The organism is Arhodomonas aquaeolei DSM 8974, from assembly GCF_000374645.1.
Classification (GTDB): domain Bacteria; phylum Pseudomonadota; class Gammaproteobacteria; order Nitrococcales; family Nitrococcaceae; genus Arhodomonas; species Arhodomonas aquaeolei.
The window spans coordinates 493,916-518,950 of sequence record NZ_KB894800.1; the positions used below are offsets into that span (position 1 = coordinate 493,916).

The window sequence follows — 25,035 nt, forward strand, 5'->3', positions numbered from 1 at the left end:
CATGCAATGCGAGCAACCATCATGACCCGACCTGTTATCCACATCGGCTACCACAAGACCGCGACGAGCTGGTTCCAGCGTCACTTCTATCCGGAAGTGCGCAACCGCCGTTATGTGCCACGAAAGCTCGCCAAGGCAACGCTGGTCAACCCTTCAGCACTGCGCTTCGACCCTCAGGCCGCGCGACAGGCGCTAGGAGCCAACGAAGGGCTCATTATCTGCGAGGAGGCGCTGTGCGGACACTATGAGAACGCCGGGCTCAATGGCTGCCTGTCCAAGGACATAGCACATCGTATCCAGTCCACGTACCCGGACGCCCGGATCGTGGTATTCATCAGGCGGCAGCCGGATATAATCAAGGCGGCTTACCTGCAGTACCTGCGCCGTGGCGGTACCTTCTCGGCAAAGCGATTCATCTTTCCATACCACTATGAGCGCCATGTAGACCATAAGCGATTCAAGCGACCGATGTTCGACCTGGATCACTTCGACTACCGGCCGCTTATCCGCCACTACCAGACACTGTTCGGCGCGGAGTCCGTGCACGTCTTCCCCTTCGAGGCCTTTCTGGCCGATGCTGACACATTCCTCGACGACTACACTAAGCGGCTGGACCTGGACGTCGACCTGCGACACCTGAACCGACGCCCGGCCAACGTCTCCTATCGGTCGGCAACCGCCTTGCTTGCTCGCGTAGTGAATCACTTCGGTGTTAGCGACGTCTCCCAGCGTGGCTGCGCCCTCCCTGTGATCCCGAAAAGCCTGCGGATTCACACCATGGAGGCCTGGAACCGTTCGCCTTTGGCGGGAAGGAAGCTGACCCTCGAGCGGCTGATCGGGGCGCAGCTCGCACAGCAGGTTGCTCGCCACTATGAGGCGGCGAACACGGATCTCGCGCTGATGCTGGGGCTACCGCTAGCGGAACTCGGCTATCCGGTTGCCGATTCGGCTTCTACCTCTGCCGTGACCGGCGAATCCACCGCATCGCGCCCGTCCCCTGAAGCAACACCCTAACGAGCATACCGAGCACCGCCGCGACACCTGATCCCCAGAGCCCTACCACCGGCACGAGGGCATATAGCACGCCGACATAGGCGAGGGTGGCCACCACCTGCGCCCGCAGGGCAAGCGCCGGCCGCCCAACGGAGATCAACAACGGTTCCAGGGGAAACCACCACATTCCGAGTAATGCCGACGCCGCCAGCAGCAACATCAGCCCATAGGCCGCCTTGGCCGGCTCGCCGCCCAGCAGGAAAAGGAGGGGTTCACCGGCCACCGCTAGCAGCCCCAGGATCAGCAACGCCACACCACCGGAGAGGGTCACAGTACGCCAAATCAGGCGTCGTAACCGACCCTCGTCGCCTTCGGCCAGTAGCTGGGCCATCTCGGGATAGATCGCCGGAATCAGTGACCGTGCCGGTTTGGCCACGCCACGGGCAAGACGGTCAGCGATGTTGAACTGACCGGCTTCACTGGCACCGAGCAACCCTCCAACCAACAGTGTCCCCAACTGCTCAAAGCTCAAGGCGAAGGTGGCATTTAGGTTGGTCACGCCCAGGAATCGCCAGATACCATGAAACTCCAACCCCGGCCTAATAGCCCATCCGGGCGAGGCGCCGGCAGGCACCTCGCGGTGGAACTCACGCCATGACCAAAAAATAAGGACCACCTCGGCACCGGCACGAGATAAGAACCACACCACGAGAAAAGCCCCCAACCCTCCACCCATGGCGAGAACAACCAGGGCGCCGCACAAACGTCCCACCGGCTCAAGGACGACCTGCACCGCCAGCAGATCAAACCGGTCAAACAACCGCAGCAGCCCTTTGGGCGTGGCGGTAATCATGAACAATGCAGTTACGCCGTAGGTACTGGCGAGTGGGACGAGCGAGTCCGGCCAGTCGAGCAGAGGCGCGATGAGCCTGGCTCCGAGAACCACGGTCAGTGCGGCCAGCACGGCGCTCACGCCGTCAAGGACGGCAGTAAAGCGCACCAGCCGCCGCAAACGACCATACTCGCCCCGTTGCCGGGCACCAGCGCCATACCGAAGTACGGTCTGCCACGACTTGGAGTTGAACACACGGCTCACCACCAGGGTAAAGGTGTGGATGAGCACCAGTAAGCCGTAGTCCTGCACTCCCAACGCCCGCGTGGCGACCGCGACATAGGTTAAGCTCAGCACCGCGCCGGCGCTTTTGCCTCCCAGGAGGCGACCGGAGTTGGCGATGACGCGACGTAATACACCCCTGCGGGTCACCGGTACCGCATCCCGGTTGTTATGGTGATCTATAGTCCCCCGCGACATACTGCCCCCTTACCGGCGCCACCCGGCCAGCACGGCACCGAGGAGCAGCATCGACCCCGCGGGGACCAGGGCGATTGCGGCCGGGGGAAGCCCCAGCGACAGCCCGCCACTGGCCAGGATCTCGTCACCGATGAACACCGCGATACCGGTGAACGCACCAAGCACCAGGCGCGGGGCCAGCGGGTCGCGGGGGGCACCGCCGGTGACGAAGGCGGTGGCGAGCAGCGCGAGAGCCATGATCAGCAGGCCGCGCCCGGCCTTGCGCCACAGTATCAGTGCATAACGCGCCGAGGGGCTGCCGTTGGCGCGCAGGTAGGCCACGTAGCCTGCTAGGTCCACCGGGTCCAGGCTCTCCGGCGGCTTCTGCATGGCCTCGATGCGGGCCTGGTCGATGAACGGTGTCCATTCGAGACTAGCGCGCTGCTCGCTGCCGGTCTCCGCGCCGCCGAAGCGCTTGATGGTGACGTCGAGCAGCCGCCACGTGCCGTCACTGCGGATCTCGGCCCGGGCGGCGTAGACGTAGCGGGCCAGCCTCGCCTCGCCACGCAGCCGGAACAGCTCCACGTCCACCGGCACGCGGCCGTGGCGCATCGCCCCGATGTGCAGGATCCGCCGGCGGTCGCGCAGCCATAGCCCCGGACCGCCATCACCGCGCTCCATGCCGGCAACGAGCTCGGTACGCCGTTCGACCGCGTACTGCTGCGCCGCCGGGGCGATCACGCCCTGCAGGGCGGCGTACATCAGCGCCAGGGCCACCGCGGCAAGCCCCGTGGCGCGACGAAGCCGCCACGCGGAGAAGCCCACCGCGCGCATCGCGATGAGCTCGTCGTGGACGGCCAGCAGCCCGAGCCCCACGATCCCGCCCAGCAGGCCGATGAACGGGGCGAGCTGGGTCAACCGCCGGGGTACCAGCAGCGCCGTGTACATCAGTGCGTCGGCGAAGCCGTAGTCGCCGCGGCCCAGGTCCTCGAGCTGCTCGGCGAGATCGAGCAGGGAGAACAGGGGCACCAGCACCGCCGCGGCGATGCCGAAACCGGCCAGAAACCGGGTGACGACATGACGCTCCAGCCGGCTCACCCGGCGCCTCCCCGCCGCAGCCGCCATGCGGCGCGGCGCGCCCACAGCCCGAGCAGCGCCGCCGCGGCCACCGCGGGCACCCACCACACGCCCGGGAAGGCGCCCACCGCGGACTGCTCCACCCAGCTCCGGGCCATGTCGGTGGCCACGAAGTAGAGCGCGAACACCCCCATGGCGGTGAATACCCGCGCATAGCGGCCACGCCGCGGCGCCGTGGCGCTCAAGGGCACCGCCAGCAGTGCGAGCAGCAGCGTCGCCAGCGGCCGCGAGGCCCGCCACTGCCATTCGGCGATGTCGTCCGGGCGCTGCGAGCGCAGCAGCGCGGCGGTCGCCGCCGCCTTGCGCTTGTAGCCCACCAGCCGGGACGGCGGCTCCAGACGCAGGGTCAGCTGGTTGAACTCGGAGACCCGGTCGTTGCCACCGTCGCGATCGAGGCCATAGACGGCGCCGTCGTCGAGGAGCAGGCGCGTCCGTCCCGCCGCCCCTTCCGGCTGACGGGCCCGCTCGGCGAGCACCAGCTGGACAACGCCATCCTGGCGCTCGTAGAGCAGGAAACCCTGGAGCCCCTTCCCGCCGCGGACGCGGGCGCGAGCGTGGACCACGCGCCCGGTATCGCTATTGGCCTGGAAGTGCCCCGGCGCGAGGTCGTCCAGCTCGAACTCCGCGCCCTGCTCCGCCTCCAGGGTGTAGACGCGCTCGTAGGCCCAGGCGCGGGCGAAAAGCGACACCCCGCCCACCACCACCGCCACCGCGACGGCCACCACCAGCACGCCGCGCACCAGCACCGCAGCACTGAAACCCAGCGCGCGCAGCGCGACGACCTCGTGATCGTGGTGCAGCCGGCCCAGGGCGATCACCACCGCGAGGTAGAGCCCCAGGGGCAGCAGCACGTCCAGCGCGATCAGGGTGCGCAGCGCCACGAGCTCCAGGAGCACCGGCAGCTCCACGGCGAGAGCGGCCGTACCCGTCAGGCTCCGCGCGGTATCGAAGGCCGCGAAGATGACGACCAGCAGCGCGAGCACGGGGATCAGGGCATGGCTGACCTCGGCGACGGTGTAGCGGACCATGCGGGACAAACGGATTTCCTCCGGGAACGGGCGTTTGGCGGACGCCCCTGTCGGACCAGCAATTCTCATTATGGCGCGCCGCGCGGTGGAGCCGGTCGCAGCCAGGCATAAAACGGCTGGCAAGACGTCGCACGCCTGCGGCACACGACCTACCGAATTAGCCGGGTAGGTCGGGCACGGCCCCGGCCGAATGCCCCGGCCCCGCCACGCCGGGAATGGGTGGCATACGCCTGCGGCGTCGCAGCGGTCATCCGGCCGTGTGCGACATCCCGGCCGGCAACGCATCCACCAATCCCGTGATCAACGGCCACCGGCCGTCGTCGCGCCGGCACCCGTTGCCATAGTGCGAATTGCTGCTGTCGGGCCGACGCCAATGCTAATACAGCGGGGATGTGATGAAATAGTGACGTTTTTGCCCAAGCAACCGGACCCGCCGATGGATTCACTGTCACCGTCAGGGCATGGGGCGGCTGATGCCCCCGGAGCCCCGCCCCACGCCCTGCTGCTCAGCGCCGGCCAGGGCCGCCGCCTGCTGCCGCTGACGCAGGACAGGCCTAAGTGCATGCTGAGCTTCCACGGCCGCAGCGTGCTCGAGTGGCAGATCGACACCCTCCTGGAGGCCGGCATCGACGGCGTGACCGTGGTCACCGGCTACGGCGCCGAGCGCGTCGAGGAGTTACTCGAGCACCGCTACGGCAGCGCCCGCGTAGACACCGTGTTCAACCCCTTCTACCGGGTCTCGGATAACCTGGCGAGCTGCTGGATCGCCCGCGCGGCGCTCCACGGCGAGCTGCTGCTCATCAACGGCGACACCCTCTTCGAGGGCGGCATCGTCCGTGAAGTGCTGGCCGCGCCACCAGCACCCGTGACCCTCACGGTGGACTTCAAGGACGCCTACGACGACGACGACATGAAGGTCTCGCTGCACGGCGACGGCCGCCTGCGCCGGGTGGGCAAACGCCTGGACGCCTCCGAGGTGGACGGCGAATCCATCGGCATGACCCGCTTCCAGGGCGACGGCGCGGCGCTGTTCCGCGAGGCCGTCGAGCGTGCCATGCGCGACCCGGACGCGCTGCGTCTGTGGTATCTCTCCATCATCGACGCCATGGCCGGAGAAGGCCACGTCCGGGCCTTCCCCATCGCCGGACGGCGGTGGGCCGAGCTCGACTTCCCCGAGGACCTGGCGCCGGTGAGCGACGTCCTCGCCGCGCAACTGCCGGCGGCCTCCGCCGGCACGGCCCAAGGGGGCTGAGCGGCACGGGCACGCAGCGCGCGCCGGTGTCAGCCGTGGGCACCGGCCACGGCGCCGGCGACGGTGACGAGCGCGAGCACCAGCAGGAGCACGTGCAGGTGGTGCATGCGCGCGAGCCGCGACGGCAGATCCCGCTCTAGTTTGCCGGACATGACCCGCCGCAGGACCCCGGTGGGCCCGAGGACGAAGAGCATGAGGAAGAACAGCGTCCACAGCGCGATCATCGCCCACAGCCACCAGAAGGCCGGCTCGCCGAGGACACGCCAGAGCTGCAGGCGGTAGAGCATCCAGCCGCCGGAGGCACCCACCGCCAGCACCGCCACGCGCACCTGCGGCGCGAAGCGCCGCTCGATGGCGTGGAAACGCTCCAGCGCGCCGTCCGGATGGCGGCGCAGGTGGGGCAGGACAACGGTGGTGACCAGCGCCATGCCACCGATCCACCAGACGACGCCGAGTATGTGCAGCACCATGGCCACGGTGATGTCGGACACCAGCGATCCCCCCTGATCGCACCCAGAGCAACGCCCGGCCGGCAGCACCACCGCGACACGCGCGCCCTGCCGGCGGAGGCAGGCATGCCGGCGCCGACGGCCGGGCCATAAGCAGTATATTTCCGTTTTCTACAATAGGAAAACCCGCCGTGTTCAGGCCGCGGTCAGGCGCTGGGCGACGCCCCCGTGCCGGCGGGAGCCGCAGGCCGATCTGCGGCCAGCGCCGCCTCGGCGAGCGCCAGATCCGCCGCCGAGTCGACGTCCACCCCGGCCCGCGCCCACGGCAGGATCACCGCCCCGACGCTGACCCCGAGGCGCCGCGACAGGATCTCCAGCGCCGCCTCCAGGCTCAGCCGCCCGAGGGCGTAGCGCACCACCGCCACGGGGCCGACAGCGCCGAGGACCACCTGCCAGGGGTGCTTGCGCCGCGCCTCCACCCGTTGCCAGTAGCGCACCAGCGAGCGGCCTTCGGGAGTGGCGAAGGCGAACAGGTTGGTGCCGCAGACCGCGGCGTCGCTGAAGCGGGTGACCGTGCGCCGCACGCCGGGGAAGGCCGCCGTTACCGTGTCGTACTCGACCAGCCCGACCACCGCGTCCCAGCCGCCGGCCTCGGCCGCCGCGGCGACGCCGTCGATCATCTCCCGGGTCAGCAGGGCGTGGTCCCCGGTGGTCACGAGGGCCGGGCGCGCCCCGCCGAGATGCGCCAGCCCCGCCTCCGCGCTCGCGCTCGGCCCGGGCCCCGGGGCGAGCCAGTCGACGGCGCCGGCGTCGACACGCGCGCGCAGCCCGGCGCAGCCGGCCAGGGCCGCTGCCGGCGGGCCGCACAGTACCGTGCGCGTTACCGCCGGGTCCGCCGCGAGCGCATCCAGCACGCGCACGACCATGGGGCGCCCGGCCACCGGCGCGAGGACCTTGCAGGCCGCGCCGGTGGCGGCCGCGACCGGGTCCGCGGGCCCGCGATCGGCGGCCAGGACGACGGCGTCGAACGGTGCCACCGGCGCGTCACCGGCCCGGGCACGGATCACCCGGGCTGTCACGCGATGACCTTCCGGTAGAGGCGGTAGCGCTTGTAGGGCTCGCCCCCGAGGCGTTCCAGGATCTTGCGCATACCCGCGTTGTCATCCAGGACCCAGGACAGCTCCGCCCAGCGGATGCCCCGCTCCACGTAGGCGGACTGGGCACCGGCGATCACCGCAAAGGCGAGTGCCGCGCCGAGGGGCGAGTCCTGGTAGCAGCGGCGCACCCCCATCAACGGCACGCGCCCGCGTGTCGCGGCACCGCCGCGCAGGCGGCGGATCAGGCGCAGCCAGCCGAACGGCAGTAGCCGCCCGTCCAGATCGGCGATGAGCTCGTTGAGATCCGGCAGGCCGACGATGAACGCCGCCGCCTCGCCGTCCACCTCCGCGATGCGCACGAGATCGTCGTCGACCACCCAGCGCAGCACTTGCCCGAGCTCGGCGAACTCCTCGGCGGTGAACGGCACGAATCCCCAGTTCCGCGACCAGGCGTCGTTGAAGATACCCCGCAGCAGTTCCAGCTCCCGGCCGAGCTCGCGGCGGCGCAGCGAACGCAGCCGCACCCGGTCGCCGAAGCGGCCCAGCAGCGCTGTCATCGCCGGCGGATGGCGGAAACCGGTATCGATGGCATAGGCGAGCATATCCTGGGCAGGACGGTAGCCTTCCGCCTCCAGGCGTCGCGCGTACCAGCGCCGGCCGTGGGGCATCATCACCGCCGGCGGGGTGTCGAAGCCGTCCACCAGCACGCCGCACTCCTGATTGATCGAGAAGCTGAACGGCCCGGTGACCTCGCGCACGCCCTGCGCCGCGAGCCACTGCTCCGCCGCGGCGACCAGGGTGCGGAACACCGACGGATCATCGACCGCCTCCAGCAGCCCGAAATGACCGCTGGCGCCGTAGCGCGCCTGGTGCAGGGTATCGACCTGCGCGCAGATACGCCCCACCGGGCGTCCGTCGCGCAGCGCCACCCAGCCCCGCCAGTGGCCGTGGCGGAGGAAGGGGTTCTGCCGGGAGTAGTGCAGGCGGCGCTCCAGCCACAGCGGCGCCACCCAGGCGGGATCGTCGCGGTAGACCTCGGCGGGCACCTGCATGAAGGCGCGCAGGCCCGTCCGTCCCTCCGCACGGCGCAGCACTGGGGCACCGGGCGCGCCGCCCGCCAGCCCCGGGAGATCATGTGCATCCGCGCTCGAGCCGCTGGCGGCGTGGGCTGGGCTATCCTCCAGTGACATGGTCAGGTGTCCCGATACGTACAATTCCCGATATGTACAATTCAGGCGGCAATCATGGCACACTTGCGTGTCATCGGTCAGTCATCTATGTGCGGGAAGCACCCGCACCGGGCGGGATCACAGGCATGAGCGAGCGAATGAGCGGCGCCGACGGCACGGAATGGAACGCCACGATGCGCAAGTTCGGCGCACCGGCCACGTGCATCCGCAACTACGCTCACTGGAGCGTGCTCCTTCGTCCCCGTCAGGCAACACTGGGTGCCCTGGTGCTGGCGGCACGGGAACCGGCGCAGGCCTTCCCGGAGCTCAGTGCGGCGGCCTTCTCGGAGCTGCGCGAGGCCACTGCCGACATCGAGCAGGCCCTGCAGCAGGCGTTCTCCTACGAGCGGCTGAACTACCTCATGCTGATGATGGTGGACCCGGACGTGCACTTCCACGTCCTGCCCCGCTATCCCGAGCCACGAACCTTCGACGGCCGGGAGTTCGAGGATCGGGGCTGGCCCGGCCCCCCGGACCTTTCCCACGTCAACCAGACAGATGAATCAGCCAATGCCCGCATCATCGAGCACATCGCGAGCTGCTGGCCCTGACGGCCCGGGCGCCGCGACGCCCACCGTCAACACGGTACCGCTCAACCCCGGGGCCTTCGCCACGCTCGCCGAGGCGCTGGACTATGCGGCGGAGGGACACACCGGGCTGAACTTCCACGACGCCCGCGGACGCCTCACCGAGGCCCTGCCCTACGGTGAGCTGCGCCGCCGCGCACTGACCACGGCCCGGCGACTGCTGGGCCTCGGGCTGCAGCGCGGCGAGCGCATCGCGGTGATCGCCGAGACCGCCTCGACGTTCCCCGAGGTGTTCTTCGCCTGCCAGTACGCCGGACTCGTACCCGTGGCGCTGCCGGTGTCGCTGAACCTGGGCGGCCGGCAGGCCTACGTCGAGCAGATCCGGGGCCTGCTGGAGCGGGCCCGCCCGGGCGTCGCGCTGGCCTCTGAGGCGTTCTCGCCCTTCCTCGAGGAGGCGGCGTCAGGCATGGACGGCGTGCGGCTGCACACCCCCGCGTCCCTCGCGGCCCTCGAGCCGGCGGAGGTGACGCCGGAACCCACGCGCCCGGAGGAGATCGCCTACCTGCAATTCACCTCCGGCAGCACCCAGGCGCCGCGGGGCGTGGTGATCCGGGCCGGCGCGGTCATGAGCAACCTCCAGGGGATCGTGCGCCACGGCCTCGGCATCCACGCCGGCGACCGCTGCGCCTCATGGCTGCCCTTCTACCACGACATGGGCATGGTCGGGCTGCTGCTCGGGCCACTGGCCTCCCAGCGCTCCGTGGACTACATGGGCACGCGGGACTTCGCCGTACGCCCGGTCCAGTGGCTGAAGTTGATCAGCCGCAACGGCGGCTCGGTGGCCTTCGCCCCGCCGTTCGGCTACGACCTCTGCGCCCGCCGCGTACGCGATGGCGATGTCGAGCAGCTCGACCTCTCGCGCTGGCGGGTCGCCGGCGTGGGTGCGGAGCTGGTCCGCCCGGAGCCGCTGCGCCGCTTCGCCGAACGGCTGGCGCCGGCGGGCTTCGGCGAGCACGCCTTCCGCGCCTGTTACGGCCTGGCGGAGGCCTCGCTGGCGGTGACCTTCGCACCGGCCGGGGCGGGCCTGGAGATCGACCGCGCCGACGCCGAGGCGATGGCCGCGGAGGACGTCGCCCGCACGCCGGGCGGGGACGGCGAGACACGCGAGCTCGTTGTCTGCGGCGAGGTCCTGCCTGGACACGAGGTCGTCATCCGCGACCCGGAAGGCGCCCCGCTGCCCCAGGGTCACATCGGCCACGTCACCGTGCGCGGCCCGAGCCTGATGAGCGGTTACTACAACGACGACGCGGCGACCCGGCGGGCCGTGGACGCCGACGGCTGGCTGTATACCGGCGATCTCGGCTACCTGGGCCGTCAGGGACTGGTGATCACCGGCCGCCACAAGGATCTGATCATCATCAACGGGCGCAACCTCTGGCCGGAAGACCTGGAGCAGGCCGTCGAGCAGGAACCGGACGTGCGCACCGGCGACGTCAGCGCCTTCGCCGTCAACGACGAAGAGGGCGAACACGTGGTGCTGGTACTGCAGTGCCGACTGACCGACAAAGCGGCGCGCACCGAGCTGCGCGCCCGGGTCCAGGCCCGCGTGCGGGCACACTTCGGCGTCTCCCCGGAGGTAGACCTGGTCGGCGCGCACACCCTGCCGCGGACCTCCTCCGGCAAGCTCTCGCGCTCGCGCGCCCGTCAGGACTACCTCGCCCGGCAGGCGGCGCGGGCACCGGAACCGGCGCAGAGCGGGAGCTGAGACCCGGCTATGCCCGGCACCGTCGCGCTCACCGGCGCCACCGGTTTCATCGGCTCCGCTCTGCGGCGGCGCCTGCTCGCCGACGGCTGGCAGGTACGTGCCCTCGCCCACCGGAGCGCACCGGTACGCGACGGCACCGAGTGGCTGCAGGGCGACGTGCGTGACGACGCGGCCGCGGAACGCCTGGTCGACGGCGCGGACGCGGTCATCCACTGTGCCGGGACCGTGCGCGGCGCCTCGGCGCAGGCATTCGAGGCGATCAACACCGGCGGCACCGCGGCCCTGGTGCACGCCGCGGCACGGCACCGGCCATGGCCGCGTTTCCTGCTGCTCTCGTCGCTGGCCGCCCGGGAGCCGCGGCTGTCGTGGTACGCGCATAGCAAGCGCCGCGCCGAAGACTACCTGACGGACAACGCGGACGCGATGCCCTGGACCATCCTGCGGCCGACCGCGGTCTACGGCCCCGGCGACCGCGAGATGCGGCCGCTGTTCGACGCCATGAACCGCGGCATACTGCCGGTGCCCGGCCGCCTGGACGCGCGGATCACGCTGCTGCACGTCGCCGACCTGGTCGCCGCGATCGGCTGCTGGCTCGCCCGGCCACAGCCCGTGCGCGGGCTGTTCGAGCTGCACGACGGCACCGCTGACGGCTACGGCTGGGGCGACATCGCGCGGATCGCCGGCACTGCCCTGGGACACCGGGTCTGGCGGGTGCCGCTGCCGGGGTTCGCCCTGTACACGGTGGCATCGGTCAATCTGGCCCTCGCCCGGGCGTTCGGCTACGCGCCGATGCTCACGCCGGGCAAGGTCCAGGAGCTCCGCCACCCCGACTGGCGCTGCGACATCGCGCGCTATACCGAGGCCACCGGATGGCGCCCGAGCATCCGTCTGGCCGATGCCCTGCGCCCGGGCACCGATACGTGCCTGGCGCACCACGACTGCTGAAGGTCCCCATGAACCACAGCTATCAACAGATACTGGAAACCCTGACCGGGCAGATCCGTACGCTCGCCGAGGAGGACGTCACTATCGGGGAGGACACCGATCTGCTCAGTCACGCCGGCCTCGATTCCGTCAACGTCATGGACCTGGTGATGCAGATCGAGGACGAGTTCGACGTCGTCGTCCCGGTCAACGCCCTGGCCGACATCCGCACCCCCGGCCAGCTCGCCGCCCTGATCCAGACCCTTGAGGAGGACGCCTGAATGGCCCTGCTGGACAAGTTCGACACGCTGCGCCGCGAGCGCGAGGCGCTGCTGTCCACCGGCATCGATCCATTCGACACCCCGATCGAGTCGGTGCTCTCCCCCACCGAGGCCCGTATCGACGGCCGCCGGGTCATCCTCGCCGGGACCAACAACTACCTGGGCCTCACCTTCGAGCCGGAGTGTGTCAGTGCCGCCGAGACGGCGCTGCGGGAGCCGGCACGGGGACCACGGGCTCACGCATGGCCAACGGCAGCTACGACGGTCACCGGCTCCTCGAGGAGGAGCTCGCGGACTTCTACGGCAAGGCCCACGGGATGGTGTTCTCCACCGGCTACCAGGCCAACCTGGGCATGCTCTCCAGCCTTGCCGGGCCCGGTGATGTGATCCTCATCGACGCGGACTGCCACGCCAGCATCTACGACGGCTGCCGCCTGAGCGGCGCCGACATGGTGCGCTTCCGCCACAACGACACGGCAAGCCTGGAGAAACGCCTCAAGCGCCTCGGTGAGCGCGCCTCGCGCACGCTGATCGTGGTCGAAGGGCTCTACAGCATGCTCGGCGACACCGCGCCGCTCGCCGAGATCGCCGCGCTCAAGCACGCCTACGGCGCCTACCTGATGGTGGACGAAGCGCACTCCCTCGGCGTCTACGGCCCTCAGGGCGAGGGCGTGACCGCCTACGCCGACGTCGGCGGGGACGTCGACTTCATCGTCGGCACCTTCAGCAAGAGCCTCGCCGGCATCGGCGGGTTCTGCGTCAGCGACCACGAGGCCCTGGAGCAGGTACGCTACGCGAGCCGCCCCTATATCTTCACCGCATCGCCGTCGCCGTCGGTGATCGCCTCCACCCGCGCCGCGCTGCGCCAGCTGCGCGATCGCCCGGAGCTGCGCGAGCGCCTGTGGGACAACGCGGACGCACTCTACCGGAGCCTCACCGATACCGGCTACCGGGTCGGCCCGGAACTCAGCCCGGTGGTGGCGGTGCTGCTCGACACCCGCGAGGAGGCGCTGGCACTGTGGCACGGCCTGCTCGAGAACGGCGTCTACGTGAACCTCGTGTTCCCACCGGCCACCCCGGACGGCAAGTCCCTCGTGCGCTGCAGCGTCAGTGCCGCGCACACCCCGGAGCAGATCGAGTGGATCGGCGAGGCATTCGCCTCGCTCGCCGAGGACGGGAGCGCACAGCGCGCCGGCGGACGGGGCTGACCCCGCCATGACCGTGGCCGCAGAGGGGGGCGACGCGCTCGAGACGCTGGTCGCCGGTCGGCTGGAGCGCCCCCCGCCGGCGGCGGTGGCAGCCGTCGCGGACGCGCTCGCGGAACGCCTCGGCGACAACCTCCTGGCCGTGATCGCCTACGGCTCCTGCCTGCGCGACGTCGACCCGGCGGACGGGCTGATCGACCTCTACGCCATCGTGGACGGCTACCGCGGCGCCTTCGGGCGCCGCTGGCTGGCCCCGGTCACCGCCGCGCTGCCGCCGAGCGTGTTCTACCTGGAGCAACGCCACGAGGGGCGCACGCTTCGTGCCAAATACGCCGTACTCTCCCGCCGTCAGCTCGCCCGCGGCATCGGGCGCTGGTTCCACCCCTACGTCTGGGGCCGCTTCGCCCAGCCGGCGGTGCTCGCCTACCGGCGCGACCGGGCGGCCGCCGGCGCGATCACCGCGCTGCTCGCCCGGGCCGTGCCACGCCTCATCGACGAGACCGCCCCGATGCTCCCCGGCACCTTCGACGCGGAGAGGCTATGGGCCCGCGGGCTCGCGCTGAGCTACGCCACCGAGCTCCGCCCCGAGCGCCCGGACCGCGTCCGCGGGCTCGTTGACCACGACCGCGACCATTACCGGGCGCTGACCGAGGCGGCCCTGCCCCGGCTCGACGGCCGGCTGCGCCGCGACCCGTCCGGCAGCGGCTACCACTGCACCGCCGGGCCCTGGCGCCGGCTCCGCGCCCGCACGGCCTGGCGCGCACGCCGCCTCCAGGGGGCGGCCCTGTCGATACTGCGCCTCGCCAAGGCCAGCGCCACCTTCGACGGTGGCCTGGATTACGCCGCCTGGAAGCTCGAACGCCACACCGGCGAGGGCGTCGAGCTCTCCCCCCGGGTACGGCGCCACCCCCTGATCTTCGGCTGGGGCGTGCTCTGGCGACTGCTGCGCCGGGGCGTGCTACGCTGACGGCGTTTCACGGGATCGCGCCCATGCACGCGCTGGACATCGACACCTTTCCCCTGTCCGGGCTGCGGCTGATCGAGGCGAGCGCCGGGACGGGCAAGACCTTCACCATCGCCGCGCTCTACCTGCGCCTGCTGCTCGACGCCGAGCCGGCGCTCGGTCGCGACCTCGACCTCCGCGACATCCTGGTGGTCACCTTTACCGAGGCCGCCACCGAAGAGCTGCGCGAGCGCATCCGCCGCCGCCTGCGCGGGGCCGCGGACGCCTTCGCGGCGGGTGAGGCGCCCGGAGACGACCCGGTGCTGCAGGGGCTGCTTGCCCGCCGCGACGACCACGCCGACTGCGCCCGGCGGCTCTCGGAAATGCTCACACGCATGGACGAGGCCCCGATCCACACCATCCACGGCTTCTGCCACCGCACCCTGCGCGAGAACGCCTTCGAGAGCGGCTCGCTGTTCCGGGCCGAGTTCATCGCCGACGAGCACCACCTGCGCCGCGCCCTCGCCGAGGACTTCTGGCGCCGCCGCTTCTACGGCTGCTCCGAGGCCTACGCCCGCTGGGTGCGTTCCGAGTGGGCCACGCCCGAGGCGCTGCTCGCCGCGGTGAAGGGCTATCTCGACCGCCACCGCCTGCGCGTGATCCCGGAGCCGGACGACGACGCCCTGGCCGCGCTGGAGCAACGCTTCGAGGCGACCGCGACGCGCGCGGCAGGGCTGTGGCGGGAGGCCGGCGACGAGGCCGTGGCCCGGCTCCACGAGGCCGCCGCATCGAAGGTCCTGAGCGCCTCGGCCAGCGCCTACCGGGCCGACCGGCTGGCCGCCCTCCGGCCGCTGTGGGCGACGTGGTTCGACGCCCCGCACCTGCCGCTGCCCGCGGGGTTCGAGCTGCTCACCCCGCAGACCCAGGCCGGCCACGTGCTCAAGGCCGCGGCCCGCCGCGGCACCGAACCGCCGGCCCACCCCCTGTTCGACGCCTGCGGCGAGCTGGCCGCGCTCGCCGCCGAGCTCGCCGGGGCCCGGCGCATCCAGGTGCTCCACGACGCCCTCGACTGCCTGCGCGAGGGGCTGCGCGAGCGCAAGCGCGCGGAGCAGGTGCTCTCCTTCGACGACCTGCTCACCACCCTGGCGGACGCGCTGCGCGGGCCCCACGGCAGCGCCCTTGCCGACGCCGTGGCCCGGCGCCATCCGGTGGCGCTCATCGACGAGTTCCAGGACACCGACCCGGAGCAGTACACGATCTTCCAGCGCATCTACGCCGGCCGCGAGGGCTGCGGGCTGTTCATGATCGGCGACCCCAAGCAGGCCATCTACAGCTTCCGCGGCGCCGACATCTTCACCTACCTGCGCGCGCGCCGGGGCACCGAGGCGGACGGCGGCCGCTTCACCCTGGCCACCAACTGGCGCTCCACCGACAGCCTGGTCCGCGGCATCGACGCCCTGTTCCGGCGCAACCCGCGGCGCTTCATCTTCGACCAGGGCATCGACCTGCCGGCGGTCACCGCCGCCGGCCGCGCCGACGAGCGCCCGCTGACCATCGACGGCGCCACGCCCACCGGCCTGCGGGTGTGGTTCCACGAGCGCGGCGAGAAGGAACGCACCATCGCCAAGGGCCGCGCCCGGGAACGCCTCGCCGGGGCCTGCGCGGCGCGTATCGCCGGGATGCTCGCCAGCGCCGACGCGGGCCGCGCCCGGCTCGGCGACGAGCCCCTGCGCGCCCGGGACATCGCCGTGCTGGTGCGCAGCCACAGCGAGGCGGAGGCGGTGAAGAGCGCCCTCGACGCCCGCGGCGTGGCCAGCGTCCACCACAGCCGCGAGAGCGTATTCGCCACCGAGGAGGCCCGGGAGCTCGGCCACATCCTCCACGCTGTCGCCGAGCCCGAGGACGAGGGCCTGCTGCGCGCGGCGGTGTGCACGCGCCTGATCGGGCTCTCCGCCGCGGGTTTCCACGAGGCACTGCGCCTCGGCCCGCCCTGGGAGGCACGCCTGGAGCGCTTCGCCGGCTACCGCGAGCGCTGGGACCGGCGCGGCGTGCTGCCCATGCTGCACACGCTCATGCACCAGGAGGGGATGATCCGCCGGGTGTTCGCGCTGCCGGACGGCGAACGGCGCATGACCAACCTCCTCCATCTCGGCGAGCTGCTCCAGGAGGCCGCCGCCGAGCACTACGGCGTGACCGCCCTGCTGCGCTGGTTCCAGGAACAGCTCGACGACCCTGGCGCCGCCGGCGAGGCCGCGGAACTGCGGCTCGAGAGCGATGCCGAGCTGGTGAAGATCGTCACCATCCACAAGAGCAAGGGGCTGCAGTATCCGGTCGTCCTCCTGCCCTTCATCGCCCTCGGGCGCGCCCCGGACGACGCCACGGCGCCGCTGTTCCACCCCGGCGACGACGAGCTCGTGCTCGACCTCGGCTCCGCCGAGCTCGACGCGCACCGGGCCCAGGCCTACCGCGAGGCCATGGCCGAGGAGCTGCGGCTGCTCTACGTCGCCCTCACCCGTGCCTCGCACTGCTGCGAGCTCGCCTGGGGCCGTTACAACGACGGCGAGCATGCCGGCCTCGCCTACCTGCTGTTTCCGCCGCCGGACCCGGACGGCGCGCCCCCGGTGGCCGAGCTCCCCGACGACGACGCCGCCCTGCGCGCCCCGTGGGAGGCCCTGGAGGCGGAGCACGGCGGCATCGTCACGGTGTCCGCCCTGGACAACGGCGGCGGCACCGGCACGCCCGCCACCGTGGGCGCGCCCGGGCGCGGACGCGCCCTGGCGCTGGACGGCCACGTCCGCCAGGGCTGGCGGCTGAGCAGCTACAGCGGCCTGCTCACCAGCCATGCCGGCCAGCTCATCGAGCAGCCGGACCATGACGCCGGCGACGAGGTGGAACCGGCGGCGCCCGACACCCCCGGTGAGGGCATCCACGCCTTCCCCCGCGGCGCCCGGGCGGGCACCTTCTTCCACCGGGTGCTGGAGCTCGCGGACTTTACCGACCCGGACGACCTTGCCGGCCACGTCACCCGGCTGCTGCCCGCCTACGGCTTCGACCGCGACTGGGCCGCCACGGTCACCGACCACCTCAGCGGCGTGCTGGCCACGCCGCTGGACGACAGCGGCGTGACCCTCGGCGCCCTCGACCGCGGCCGGCGCCTGGACGAGCTGGCGTTCTTCTTCCCGGTCCGGGACGTGGGCGCCGCAGAGCTCGACGAGGCGCTCCCGGAGGTCGGCGACGGGCGCCGCCCGGCGCTCACCTTCGGGCGGCTGCAGGGCATGCTCAAGGGCTACATCGACCTGGTCTTCGAGCATGACGGGCGTTACTTCGTGGTGGACTACAAGTCCAACCACCTGGGCGGCGACGCCGCGGCCTACACCCCGGAACGCCTGGCCCGCGCCGTCGCCGCCAGCCGCTACGACCTCCAGTACGCCCTCTACGCCCTGGCGGTGCACCGCTTCCTGCGCAGCCGGCTGCCGGACTACGACTACGACCGCCACTTCGGCGGGGTGCGCTACCTCTTCCTCCGCGGCATGACGCCGGCACAGGGCCCGGCCACCGGCGTGTACCGCGAACGCCCACCGCGTGCGCTCATCGAGCGGCTGGACGCCCTGTTCAGCGGCGACACGGAGGCCGCCTGATGGACCCGCGCCTGCGCGCCGCCGTCGACGCCCGGACACTGCGCCGGCTGGACGCTCATTTCGCCGGCTTCGTCGCCGGGCTCGCCGGCGGGGCCGCCGACGACGCCCTGCTCGCCGCCGCCGCCCTCGCCAGCCAGCAGCTCGGCGAGGGCCACATCTGCGTGGACCTCGCCCGCCATGCCGGGCGCACACTGTTCGCGGACGCGGCCGCGGAGGGCACGGGCATCGCCGCACCGGGACTGGCGGCGTGGCGCGACGCCCTGCAGGCCTCGCCGGCGGTGCAGCCCCCGGGCGGCCTCGCACCCCTGGTGCTCGACGGCGACCGGCTCTACCTGCGCCGCTACTGGTGCTTCGAGCAGGACCTCGCCCGCGGGCTCGTGGCCCTCGCCGGCCACGACCACCCGGTGGACGACGCCCTGCTCCGGGACGGGCTGGAGCGCCTGTTCCCGCGGCCCGACGACGGCGTGGACTGGCAGCGGGTGGCCGCCGCCGTCGCCGTCCGGCGCGGCGTGACGGTGATCTCCGGCGGCCCGGGCACCGGCAAGACCCGCACGGTCAGCCGGGTGCTCGCGCTGCTCGCCGAGCAGGGCCTGGCCGGTGGCTCGGCGCCGCGCATCCGCCTCGCCGCACCCACCGGCAAGGCCGCGGCACGGCTGACCGAGTCCATCACCGCGAGCCTGCCCGGGGACGCGGCGCTGCAGTCGCCAACGGTGCTGGAGGCCATCCCCCGGGAAGCGGTCACCCTGCACCGGCTCCTGCGGGCCCGCCCGGGCCGCGCCCGCTTCGGCCACGACGCCGACAACCCGCTGCACCTGGACGTGCTGCTGGTCGACGAGGCCTCCATGGTGGACCTGCCCCTGATGGCACGGCTGGTGGACGCCCTGCCCCCGGGCGCCCGGCTGGTACTGCTCGGCGACCGCGACCAGCTCGCCTCCGTGGAGGCGGGCGCCGTGCTCGGCGACCTGTGCAGCGGAGCGGAGGGCTACTCGCCGGGGATGCGGGACTGGTTGGCGGCAGTCACCGGCGAGGCCCTGCCCGCCGGCACCGCGACCGCCTCACCCCTCGCCGACGGCGTCGCCTTCCTCTACCGGAGCTGGCGCTTCCGCGACACCGCCGATGGCCCGCCGGGCATCGGCACCCTCGCCCGGGCGGTACGCGACGGCGAGGGGGAGACCGCGGCGGCGCTGCTCACCGCTGCCGACGACATCGGGGACGGCGAGCTCGCCCACCGCCACGTGGACGCCGCCACCCTGCCCGCCGCGCTGGCGGAGACCGCGGTGCCCTTCTTCCGGGGGATCGCCGGCGAGGCGACACCGGCGGACGCGCTGAGCGCACTGGGGGCGCTGCGCGTGCTCTGCGCCCTGCGCGACGGGCCCTTCGGGGTCAACGCGGTCAACCACGCGATACGCGAGGCCCTTGGGCCGACGGCGCTGGAGCGCTGGTACCACGGTCAGCCGGTGATGGTCACCAGCAACGACTACGCCCTCGGCCTCGCCAACGGGGACGTCGGCGTGGTCTGGCGCACGCCGGAGGGGCTGCGGGCGCACTTCCCCGACCCCGCCGGGGGCGTGCGCGACTTCGCGCCCCAGCGCCTGCCCGCCCACGAGTGCGTCTACGCCATGACGGTGCACAAGAGCCAGGGCTCGGAGTTCGAGCGGGTACTGATGATCCTGCCGGACGAGCCCACGCCGGTGCTCACCCGCGAGCTGATCTACACCGGCCTGACGCGGGCGCGCCGGCACGCCACGGTCTGGGGCGATCCCGCGGTGCTGCAGGAGGCGGTCAGCCACCGCCCGACCCGGCGGGCCTCCGGCCTGGCGGCCGCGCTGCGTGCCCACGCGCCGGACGCCGCCGGCCCGGGCGGGGCATAGACTGCCCCGGCGCTCAGTCCATCAGCTCGGCGGCGTCGCGCACGGTGAGCGCGATCTCCCGGGGCGTGATCACACCGAGCAGGTCCCGGCTGGCGCGCCCGCGGGCGACCAGCACGACCTCGTGGCCGCCCTCCTTGATCGCGCGCATGAGCACCGGCCAGCGGGTGGTGGGCGGGACCACGATGAAGCGCGTGTCCACCAGCTCGGAGAGCTCGCGGTCGCGCATGACGTAGCGCAGGTCCTCGCGGGCGAGGCCGTAGAGCTGGCCCTCCTTCGCCACCACGGTGTAGCGCGGACCCTCGCCGGGCACGTGCTCCTCCTGCCACTGGCGCAGGTCATCGAGGTCGATGACCTGGAAGTCCGGATTCATCACCCGGCGCGCCTTGCGCGAGAGCGAGACCGCCGCCTGCAGCCCCTGGGGGATACCCAGGCCGCGGCGGGCGAGCTTGAGGGTGTAGATGCTCTCCGCGGTAATGCGGGTGCGCACCACGTAGGCCAGGGCCACGACGGTGATGATCGGCAGCATCGCCGAGTAGTCCCGGGTCTGTTCGAAGATCATCACGATGGCGGTGACCACCGCGGAGGTGGTCGCCCCCACCATGCCGGCCATGCCCGCGATCGCGAAGACCACCGGATCGATCTGCAGCCCCGGCACCAGCCACTGGAGACCGTCGGCGAACGACGCCCCCAGGGTGGCCCCCAGGAACAGCGACGGCGAGAACACGCCGCCGGACGCCCCGGAGCCCAGGGTCAGCCCGGTGGCGACGAGCTTGCCGGCGAACAGCAGCAGCAACAGCAGCGGGTTGGTGAGCACCTCGCGGAGGACGTCGAGGATGGTCGCGTAGCCGACGCCGGCGATGTAGTACTCGTCGAGATACCACAGGAAGCCGTACATCATCAGCCCGAGCACGAACATGCCCGACATGTGCCGCAGGTAGTCGTTGTGGAACAGCGACTCGAAGCGGTCCTCGAACCAGTAGATGGAGTGCACGAAGCCCGCCGCGGCCAGCCCCACCAGCAGCCCGAAGGGCACGCACAGCAGGAGCTGGTAGGAGCCGATGGCGTGGTCGGCGAACAGCTCCACGCTGGGGATCTCGAACGACGGCCCGATACCGGAATACAGCCGCCCGATGTAGGTCGCCGCGACCGTGGCGCTCGCCACCAGGGCCACGTTGAGCGCGGTCACCGAGATCAGCATCAGCTCCACGGCGAACGCCAGCCCGCCGAGCGGCGCGTTGAAAGTCGCCGCGATGCCCGCCGCCGCGCCCGCGCCGACCAGCACGATGCGCTGGCGCGCCGGCATGTTGCGGAACCGCCCCAGGGTCGAGCCGAAGGCCGAGCCGATCTGGATGATCGGGCCCTCGCGGCCCACCGAGCCGCCGGTGCCAATGGACACGGACGAGGCGATGGCCTTGGCGACCACGGTAATGGGGCGCATCTCGCCGCCGTGGTAGTAGATGGCGTGCATCACCTCCGGCACCCCGTGACCCCGCGCCTCCGGCGCCAGGGTGCGGATGATCCAGGTCACGATGACCGCCCCGACCACGGGCACGAAGATCACGCCCCAGCCCCAGATGCTCGGGTCGATATGGGTGTCCGGCTGGAGATGGACGTCGAAGCGGCCGAGGAAGAAGAGGTTCTGGAAGAAGGCGATCGCGCCCTTGAAGACGATGGAGCCGAATCCCCCGAAGGCCCCCACCACCAGGGCCAGCACGAACATCCATCCCCCGGAGAGCGGGCGCTGCCCGGCCACCGGGCCGGCTGACGGGGCGGGGGTGTCGTCGTTCATGGTCGCGCTGCTCCTCCCGGGGACCTGACCGCGGGTGCAACGCGGATACACCGCCCGCGCCGCACACACCGCGGCGTGCATGTGCCCTCATCATTGCATATCGCGACCGCGGATTCAGGCGGCATGCTGCAGCGAGGCGAGCACCGCGTCGCGCCCCGGCACGGCATGCCCGCGGCGCCAGACGGCCCACAGCGGCTTGCTCAGCCCCGGCCCGGCCAGCGGTATGGCGGCCAGCCGGCCGGCGGTGACCTCCTCGTCTACCGTGCCCGCGAGCACCAGTGAGATCCCCTCGCCGTGGGCCACCGCGCGCTTGACGGCCTCGGTGCTGCCGAGCTCGCCGGCGATCGCCGGTCCGCCCTCGCAGCGCGCCAGGAACGCCCGCAGCAGACGCCCCGTACCGGTGCCCGGCTCCCCCGCCAGCAGCCGGCTGCCGGCCAGCTCGTCGGCGGTGATGCGCTGCCGCAGCGCCCACGGGTGTCCCGGCGGGACGATGACCACCAGCGGCTCGTCGCGCCAGCACACGGCGTCGAAACCGGCACGCTCCTGCCAGGTCTCCAGCAGGGCCAGGTCCACCGCCCCCTCCTCCAGGCGCTCGGTGACGGTGGCGTTGTCCGCCACGCTGACCGCGCACGCCGGAACCGCCCCGCCCTGGCGCAGGCGGCGCAGCACCGGGGGCAGCAGGTAGATGCCGATGTTGGAGGCCGCACCCAGGTGGAGCTGCGGGTCGGCGACCGCCGCCATCGCGCGGGCGTTGACCCGCAGCAGGGACTCCGCGTGGGGCAGCAGCCGCGCCCCCACCGGGCTCGGCCGGCAGCGCGCGCCACGCAGCAGCACCGGGGCGCCGATATCCGCCTCCAGCCGCTGGATCTGGTGGGAGACGGTCGCCGGCGAGAGCCCCCGTTCCGCGGCGGCGCCGCGGAGGCTGCCGGTGCGCACCACCACCAGGAAGGTCGCCAGGTAGCGCAGGTTCAGCATCCATGCCCCCTCGGGTCGTTGATCGCGTCCGCCGGCACATGGCCGGCGAGCACGCGGCGGACGTTGTCGGCGGCGTGGGCCTCGATGGCACGCCGGGTCCCGGTGACCGCCGAGCCCAGGTGCGGCGCGAACAGCGTCCGCGGGTGGCGCAGCAGTGCCCCGGGGATGGCCGCCGGACGGTCGGCGCGGGAGAGGTCCTCCATCTCGAAGACGTCCGCGGCGTAGCCCCCGAGCCGGCCGGTATCGAGGGCCTCCGCCACCGCCGCCTCGTCGACGACCGAGCCGCGGCCGGGATTGACCAGCAGTGCGTCCGGGCGCATCAACGCGAGCCGTTCCCGGTCAATGAGGTGGAGGGTGGCCGCGGTGAGCGGTGCGGCCAGGACCACGAAGCGGCTGCGGTGCAGCAGCTCGTCCAGGGGCAGGCGCTCGCACCCCGGTGTCAGGGGATCCGCGGCGTCGAGGGGCTGCGGGTCGGCGTAGACGACCTCGGCATCGAAGGCGCGCACCCGGCGGGCGATCGCCCGGCCGATGGCGCCCATGCCGATGATCCCCACCACGCTGCCCGCCAGCCCGGTGCCGTAGAGCCGCGGCCCCCAGCCGGTGAAGGCGCCGCTGCGCACGTGGGCGTCCGCCTCGCGGAGGTGGCGGCCGAGCCCGATCATCAGTCCCAGGGCCAGCTCGGCGGTGGGCACGGTGAGCAGGTCCGGCACGGTGGTCACCCAGACCCCGCGGGCGGTGCAGGCGTCGACGTCGAGGTTGTCGTAGCCCTTGAGGGCACCGGCGACGATACGCAGCCGCGGACAGGCGTCGAGGAGCGCGGCGTCGACGCGCTCGGTCATGAAGGCGACCAGGGCGTCCGCCCCGGCGGCCGCCTCGCGCAGCCGCTCCGGGGGCCAGGCGGCATCGGTGGTGTTGCAGCGCACGGCGATGCCGTCGCCGAGGCGCTGCACGGTCTCGGGCATGGGGCGCTGGGCGAATACGGCGAGGGGTCGGTCGGTCACTGGATCCTCCGGCGCAGGGCCGAGCCGATGCCGTCGACGACGATCACGGTGGCCAGGATGACGAGCAGGATGGCGAAGACCTCGCGGTAGGCCAGGATGCGGAGGCTGCCGATCAGCTCGAAGCCGATGCCGCCGGCCCCCACCAGACCCATGACCGTCGAGGCGCGGAAGTTGTACTCCCAGCGGTAGACGGAGACATCCAGGAACCGGGGCAGCACCTGGGGCAGGACACCGTGCCAGATCACCTGCGCCGGGCCGGCGCCGGTGGCACGGACCGCCTCGATCGGCGCCGGGTCGGCGTGCTCCACGGTCTCGGCGAAGAACTTGCCCACCATGCCGATGGAGTGCAGTCCCACCGCCAGCACGCCGGCCAGCGGGCCGAAGCCCACCGCGGCCACGAACAGGATGCCCATGATCAGCTCGGGCACGGTGCGCAGGAAGTTCAGCAGATTGCGCGTGCCGTGGTAGAGCGCGGCCGACGGCGTGGTGTTGCGCGCCGCGCAGAAGGCCAGCGGCACCGAGGCGATCACGGCGATGGCGGTGCCGGCGACGCTCATGGCCAGGGTGTCGATCAGGGGCGCGATCCAGTCCTGCCAGCCGGTGAAATCCGGCGGGAGCATGTTGCCCATGAGCTCGAGCAGCGCCGGGACCCCCTGCGCGAGCCGGGCACCGTCGAAGACCCCGACGTAGTGGCCGGCGGCCGCGATCACCGCCAGGAGGGCGAGGAGCGCCCCGCCGGCACGGTACCGGCGGGCGCGCTCCGTCGCGAGGATGGCGTCGTGGGAACGCTCGCTCATGGCTACTTCTTGAGCAGCGGCAGCAGGTCACGGACCACGTCGTAGTCCGAATCGCTGATCGCGGCGAACCCCTCGGCGCCCAGCGGACGGAGAATCTCCGGGTCGTCCACCTCCAGGAAGGCGGTGCGGATGCGCGCCTTGAGGTCGTCGTCCAGCGAGGTCTGCATCACCCAGGGATACTGCGGGTAGGGCTTGGAGTAGGTGATCACCTGCACGCGGTCCCTGGAGATCACGCCGCGCTCCACCAGCGACTCGAAGATCGGCCTGGACAGCCCGCCGGCCTGGGCGTGGCCGTTCTGCACCGCGGTGGCCACGGCATCGTGGGAGCCGGTGAAGTTGCCGCTGTAGTCGTCCGGGGTCACGCCGGCGTCGATGAGCACCTTCTTGGGGATGAGGTGGCTGGAGGTGGAGGCCGGGTCACCGAAGGCCACCTGCCTGCCGGCGACGTCGTCGAGCTCGCTCACGCCGGCCTCGACGTTGCCGATCAGCACCGAGCGGTAGGTGGTCTCGCCGTTTTTGCGCTTGGCGGCGAACGGCTCCAGGTCCGCGCCGTGCTGGCGGGCGAGGACGTAGGACAGGGGCCCGAAATAGGCGAGGTCGATGCGGCCGAAGCGGGCCGCCTCGATCATCGACGAGTAGTCCGTGGTCACCACCAGCTCGATGTCCTTGTCGAGGCGCTCGGCGAGGTAGTCCCGGAAGCGCTCGTTCTCCTTGATGATGGTCTGGGGCGACTCGTCCGGCAGCAGCGCGACGCGCAGCGTATCCGGGTTGGAGCCGGCCGCATGGGCCGAGCCGGCGAGCACGAGGCCGGCGAGCAGGGCGGAAAGTCGGCGGATCATGGCG

21 protein-coding genes are annotated in these 25,035 nt (G+C 72.0%); 10 read left to right on the forward strand and 11 right to left on the reverse strand.

What is annotated here, in order from left to right:
- The first annotated feature begins 6 nt into the window (after nucleotides 1-6).
- Complete coding sequence (locus tag C516_RS20290; protein WP_018716705.1) at nucleotides 7-1,014, forward strand: hypothetical protein; 1,008 nt, start codon at nucleotides 7-9, stop codon at nucleotides 1,012-1,014.
- Here the strand turns inward: C516_RS20290 and C516_RS18265 are convergent.
- Genes C516_RS18265 through lptF form a run of 3 tightly spaced genes read right to left on the reverse strand, consistent with a single transcriptional unit; the run spans nucleotide 953 to nucleotide 4,449 of the window.
- The gene (locus tag C516_RS18265; protein WP_169509119.1) at nucleotides 953-2,257 is read right to left on the reverse strand and encodes a lipopolysaccharide biosynthesis protein; all 1,305 of its coding nucleotides are present in this window, start codon (nucleotides 2,255-2,257) and stop codon (nucleotides 953-955) included. The genes C516_RS20290 and C516_RS18265 overlap by 62 nt on opposite strands.
- 57 nt (nucleotides 2,258-2,314) lie before the next feature.
- Entirely contained in the window at nucleotides 2,315-3,382 is a 1,068-nt protein-coding gene (gene lptG, locus C516_RS0102120) for an LPS export ABC transporter permease LptG (RefSeq protein WP_026320873.1), read from the reverse strand.
- Entirely contained in the window at nucleotides 3,379-4,449 is a 1,071-nt protein-coding gene (gene lptF / locus C516_RS18270) for an LPS export ABC transporter permease LptF (RefSeq protein WP_018716708.1), read from the reverse strand. The genes lptG and lptF overlap by 4 nt, the downstream gene beginning before the upstream one ends.
- Nucleotides 4,450-4,885: 436 nt before the next feature.
- Here lptF and C516_RS0102130 point away from each other — a divergent pair, with 436 nt between their 5' ends.
- Entirely contained in the window at nucleotides 4,886-5,701 is an 816-nt protein-coding gene (locus tag C516_RS0102130) for a phosphocholine cytidylyltransferase family protein (RefSeq protein ID WP_026320874.1), read from the forward strand.
- 29 nt (nucleotides 5,702-5,730) lie between these two features.
- Here C516_RS0102130 and C516_RS0102135 read toward each other — a convergent pair whose 3' ends face one another.
- From C516_RS0102135 to C516_RS0102145, 3 genes are all read right to left on the reverse strand, one after another.
- Nucleotides 5,731-6,192, reverse strand: coding sequence for a hypothetical protein (locus tag C516_RS0102135; RefSeq protein WP_018716710.1), 462 nt, complete (start codon nucleotides 6,190-6,192; stop codon nucleotides 5,731-5,733).
- A 164-nt stretch (nucleotides 6,193-6,356) separates the two neighbouring features.
- On the reverse strand, nucleotides 6,357-7,229 hold the full coding sequence (locus C516_RS0102140; RefSeq protein WP_018716711.1) for a nucleotidyltransferase family protein: 873 nt from the start codon (nucleotides 7,227-7,229) through the stop codon (nucleotides 6,357-6,359).
- The gene (locus tag C516_RS0102145) at nucleotides 7,226-8,437 is read right to left on the reverse strand and encodes a GNAT family N-acetyltransferase (protein WP_245558723.1); all 1,212 of its coding nucleotides are present in this window, start codon (nucleotides 8,435-8,437) and stop codon (nucleotides 7,226-7,228) included. The genes C516_RS0102140 and C516_RS0102145 overlap by 4 nt, the downstream gene beginning before the upstream one ends.
- Before the next feature lie 125 nt (nucleotides 8,438-8,562).
- Between C516_RS0102145 and C516_RS0102150 the strand changes: the two genes are divergently transcribed.
- The 8 genes from C516_RS0102150 to recD all read left to right on the forward strand — a co-directional run bounded on the left by C516_RS0102150 (nucleotide 8,563) and on the right by recD (nucleotide 19,630).
- The gene (locus tag C516_RS0102150) at nucleotides 8,563-9,027 is read left to right on the forward strand and encodes an HIT family protein (protein WP_026320876.1); all 465 of its coding nucleotides are present in this window, start codon (nucleotides 8,563-8,565) and stop codon (nucleotides 9,025-9,027) included.
- Nucleotides 8,987-10,768 (forward strand): fatty acyl-AMP ligase, encoded by a 1,782-nt coding sequence (locus C516_RS0102155; protein WP_018716714.1) that lies wholly within the window; start codon nucleotides 8,987-8,989, stop codon nucleotides 10,766-10,768. The genes C516_RS0102150 and C516_RS0102155 overlap by 41 nt, the downstream gene beginning before the upstream one ends.
- A gap of 9 nt (nucleotides 10,769-10,777) precedes the next feature.
- On the forward strand, nucleotides 10,778-11,713 hold the full coding sequence (locus tag C516_RS0102160; protein WP_018716715.1) for an NAD-dependent epimerase/dehydratase family protein: 936 nt from the start codon (nucleotides 10,778-10,780) through the stop codon (nucleotides 11,711-11,713).
- Nucleotides 11,714-11,721: 8 nt separating this feature from the next.
- The gene (locus C516_RS0102165) at nucleotides 11,722-11,973 is read left to right on the forward strand and encodes an acyl carrier protein (protein WP_018716716.1); all 252 of its coding nucleotides are present in this window, start codon (nucleotides 11,722-11,724) and stop codon (nucleotides 11,971-11,973) included.
- Between the two features lie 242 nt (nucleotides 11,974-12,215).
- Complete coding sequence (spt, locus tag C516_RS18275; protein WP_018716717.1) at nucleotides 12,216-13,181, forward strand: serine palmitoyltransferase; 966 nt, start codon at nucleotides 12,216-12,218, stop codon at nucleotides 13,179-13,181.
- A gap of 7 nt (nucleotides 13,182-13,188) precedes the next feature.
- A complete protein-coding gene (locus C516_RS0102175) occupies nucleotides 13,189-14,145 on the forward strand; it encodes a hypothetical protein (RefSeq protein ID WP_018716718.1) in 957 nt (318 codons plus the stop codon).
- A 23-nt stretch (nucleotides 14,146-14,168) separates the two neighbouring features.
- Nucleotides 14,169-17,759 carry an exodeoxyribonuclease V subunit beta gene (gene recB, locus C516_RS0102180; protein WP_018716719.1) on the forward strand — a complete coding sequence of 1,197 codons (3,591 nt, stop codon included), beginning with the start codon at nucleotides 14,169-14,171 and terminating at the stop codon, nucleotides 17,757-17,759.
- The gene (gene recD / locus C516_RS18280) at nucleotides 17,759-19,630 is read left to right on the forward strand and encodes an exodeoxyribonuclease V subunit alpha (RefSeq protein ID WP_018716720.1); all 1,872 of its coding nucleotides are present in this window, start codon (nucleotides 17,759-17,761) and stop codon (nucleotides 19,628-19,630) included. Before recB ends, recD begins: the two co-directional genes overlap by 1 nt.
- A 13-nt stretch (nucleotides 19,631-19,643) precedes the next feature.
- On the opposite strand, the gene C516_RS0102190 is transcribed toward recD, so the two are convergent.
- The 5 genes from C516_RS0102190 to phnD all read right to left on the reverse strand — a co-directional run bounded on the left by C516_RS0102190 (nucleotide 19,644) and on the right by phnD (nucleotide 25,031).
- Nucleotides 19,644-21,419, reverse strand: a complete 1,776-nt coding sequence (locus C516_RS0102190) for a chloride channel protein (RefSeq protein WP_018716721.1) — start codon at nucleotides 21,417-21,419, stop codon at nucleotides 19,644-19,646.
- A gap of 114 nt (nucleotides 21,420-21,533) precedes the next feature.
- The gene (locus tag C516_RS0102195) at nucleotides 21,534-22,394 is read right to left on the reverse strand and encodes a LysR family transcriptional regulator (RefSeq protein ID WP_018716722.1); all 861 of its coding nucleotides are present in this window, start codon (nucleotides 22,392-22,394) and stop codon (nucleotides 21,534-21,536) included.
- The gene (locus C516_RS0102200; RefSeq protein ID WP_084594045.1) at nucleotides 22,388-23,356 is read right to left on the reverse strand and encodes an NAD(P)-dependent oxidoreductase; all 969 of its coding nucleotides are present in this window, start codon (nucleotides 23,354-23,356) and stop codon (nucleotides 22,388-22,390) included. The genes C516_RS0102195 and C516_RS0102200 overlap by 7 nt, the downstream gene beginning before the upstream one ends.
- Before the next feature lie 35 nt (nucleotides 23,357-23,391).
- On the reverse strand, nucleotides 23,392-24,192 hold the full coding sequence (gene phnE, locus C516_RS0102205; RefSeq protein WP_018716724.1) for a phosphonate ABC transporter, permease protein PhnE: 801 nt from the start codon (nucleotides 24,190-24,192) through the stop codon (nucleotides 23,392-23,394).
- A gap of 2 nt (nucleotides 24,193-24,194) precedes the next feature.
- The gene (gene phnD / locus C516_RS0102210; RefSeq protein WP_018716725.1) at nucleotides 24,195-25,031 is read right to left on the reverse strand and encodes a phosphate/phosphite/phosphonate ABC transporter substrate-binding protein; all 837 of its coding nucleotides are present in this window, start codon (nucleotides 25,029-25,031) and stop codon (nucleotides 24,195-24,197) included.
- Nucleotides 25,032-25,035 lie beyond the last annotated feature (4 nt).

What these genes read in the sequence shown, in the direction of transcription:
- phnE (WP_018716724.1), bottom strand. Translation starts at nt 24,192, where the DNA reads ATGAGCGAGCGTTCCCACGACGCCATCCTCGCGACGGAGCGCGCCCGC.
- C516_RS0102195 (WP_018716722.1), bottom strand. Translation starts at nt 22,394, where the DNA reads ATGCTGAACCTGCGCTACCTGGCGACCTTCCTGGTGGTGGTGCGCACC.
- C516_RS20290 (WP_018716705.1), top strand. Translation starts at nt 7, where the DNA reads ATGCGAGCAACCATCATGACCCGACCTGTTATCCACATCGGCTACCAC.
- C516_RS0102200 (WP_084594045.1), bottom strand. Translation starts at nt 23,356, where the DNA reads ATGCCCGAGACCGTGCAGCGCCTCGGCGACGGCATCGCCGTGCGCTGC.
- C516_RS0102160 (WP_018716715.1), top strand. Translation starts at nt 10,778, where the DNA reads ATGCCCGGCACCGTCGCGCTCACCGGCGCCACCGGTTTCATCGGCTCC.
- C516_RS0102165 (WP_018716716.1), top strand. Translation starts at nt 11,722, where the DNA reads ATGAACCACAGCTATCAACAGATACTGGAAACCCTGACCGGGCAGATC.
- C516_RS0102190 (WP_018716721.1), bottom strand. Translation starts at nt 21,419, where the DNA reads ATGAACGACGACACCCCCGCCCCGTCAGCCGGCCCGGTGGCCGGGCAG.
- C516_RS0102130 (WP_026320874.1), top strand. Translation starts at nt 4,886, where the DNA reads ATGGATTCACTGTCACCGTCAGGGCATGGGGCGGCTGATGCCCCCGGA.
- spt (WP_018716717.1), top strand. Translation starts at nt 12,216, where the DNA reads ATGGCCAACGGCAGCTACGACGGTCACCGGCTCCTCGAGGAGGAGCTC.
- C516_RS0102145 (WP_245558723.1), bottom strand. Translation starts at nt 8,437, where the DNA reads ATGTCACTGGAGGATAGCCCAGCCCACGCCGCCAGCGGCTCGAGCGCG.
- phnD (WP_018716725.1), bottom strand. Translation starts at nt 25,031, where the DNA reads ATGATCCGCCGACTTTCCGCCCTGCTCGCCGGCCTCGTGCTCGCCGGC.
- recB (WP_018716719.1), top strand. Translation starts at nt 14,169, where the DNA reads ATGCACGCGCTGGACATCGACACCTTTCCCCTGTCCGGGCTGCGGCTG.
- lptF (WP_018716708.1), bottom strand. Translation starts at nt 4,449, where the DNA reads ATGGTCCGCTACACCGTCGCCGAGGTCAGCCATGCCCTGATCCCCGTG.
- C516_RS0102155 (WP_018716714.1), top strand. Translation starts at nt 8,987, where the DNA reads ATGCCCGCATCATCGAGCACATCGCGAGCTGCTGGCCCTGACGGCCCG.
- C516_RS0102175 (WP_018716718.1), top strand. Translation starts at nt 13,189, where the DNA reads ATGACCGTGGCCGCAGAGGGGGGCGACGCGCTCGAGACGCTGGTCGCC.
- C516_RS0102150 (WP_026320876.1), top strand. Translation starts at nt 8,563, where the DNA reads ATGAGCGAGCGAATGAGCGGCGCCGACGGCACGGAATGGAACGCCACG.
- recD (WP_018716720.1), top strand. Translation starts at nt 17,759, where the DNA reads ATGGACCCGCGCCTGCGCGCCGCCGTCGACGCCCGGACACTGCGCCGG.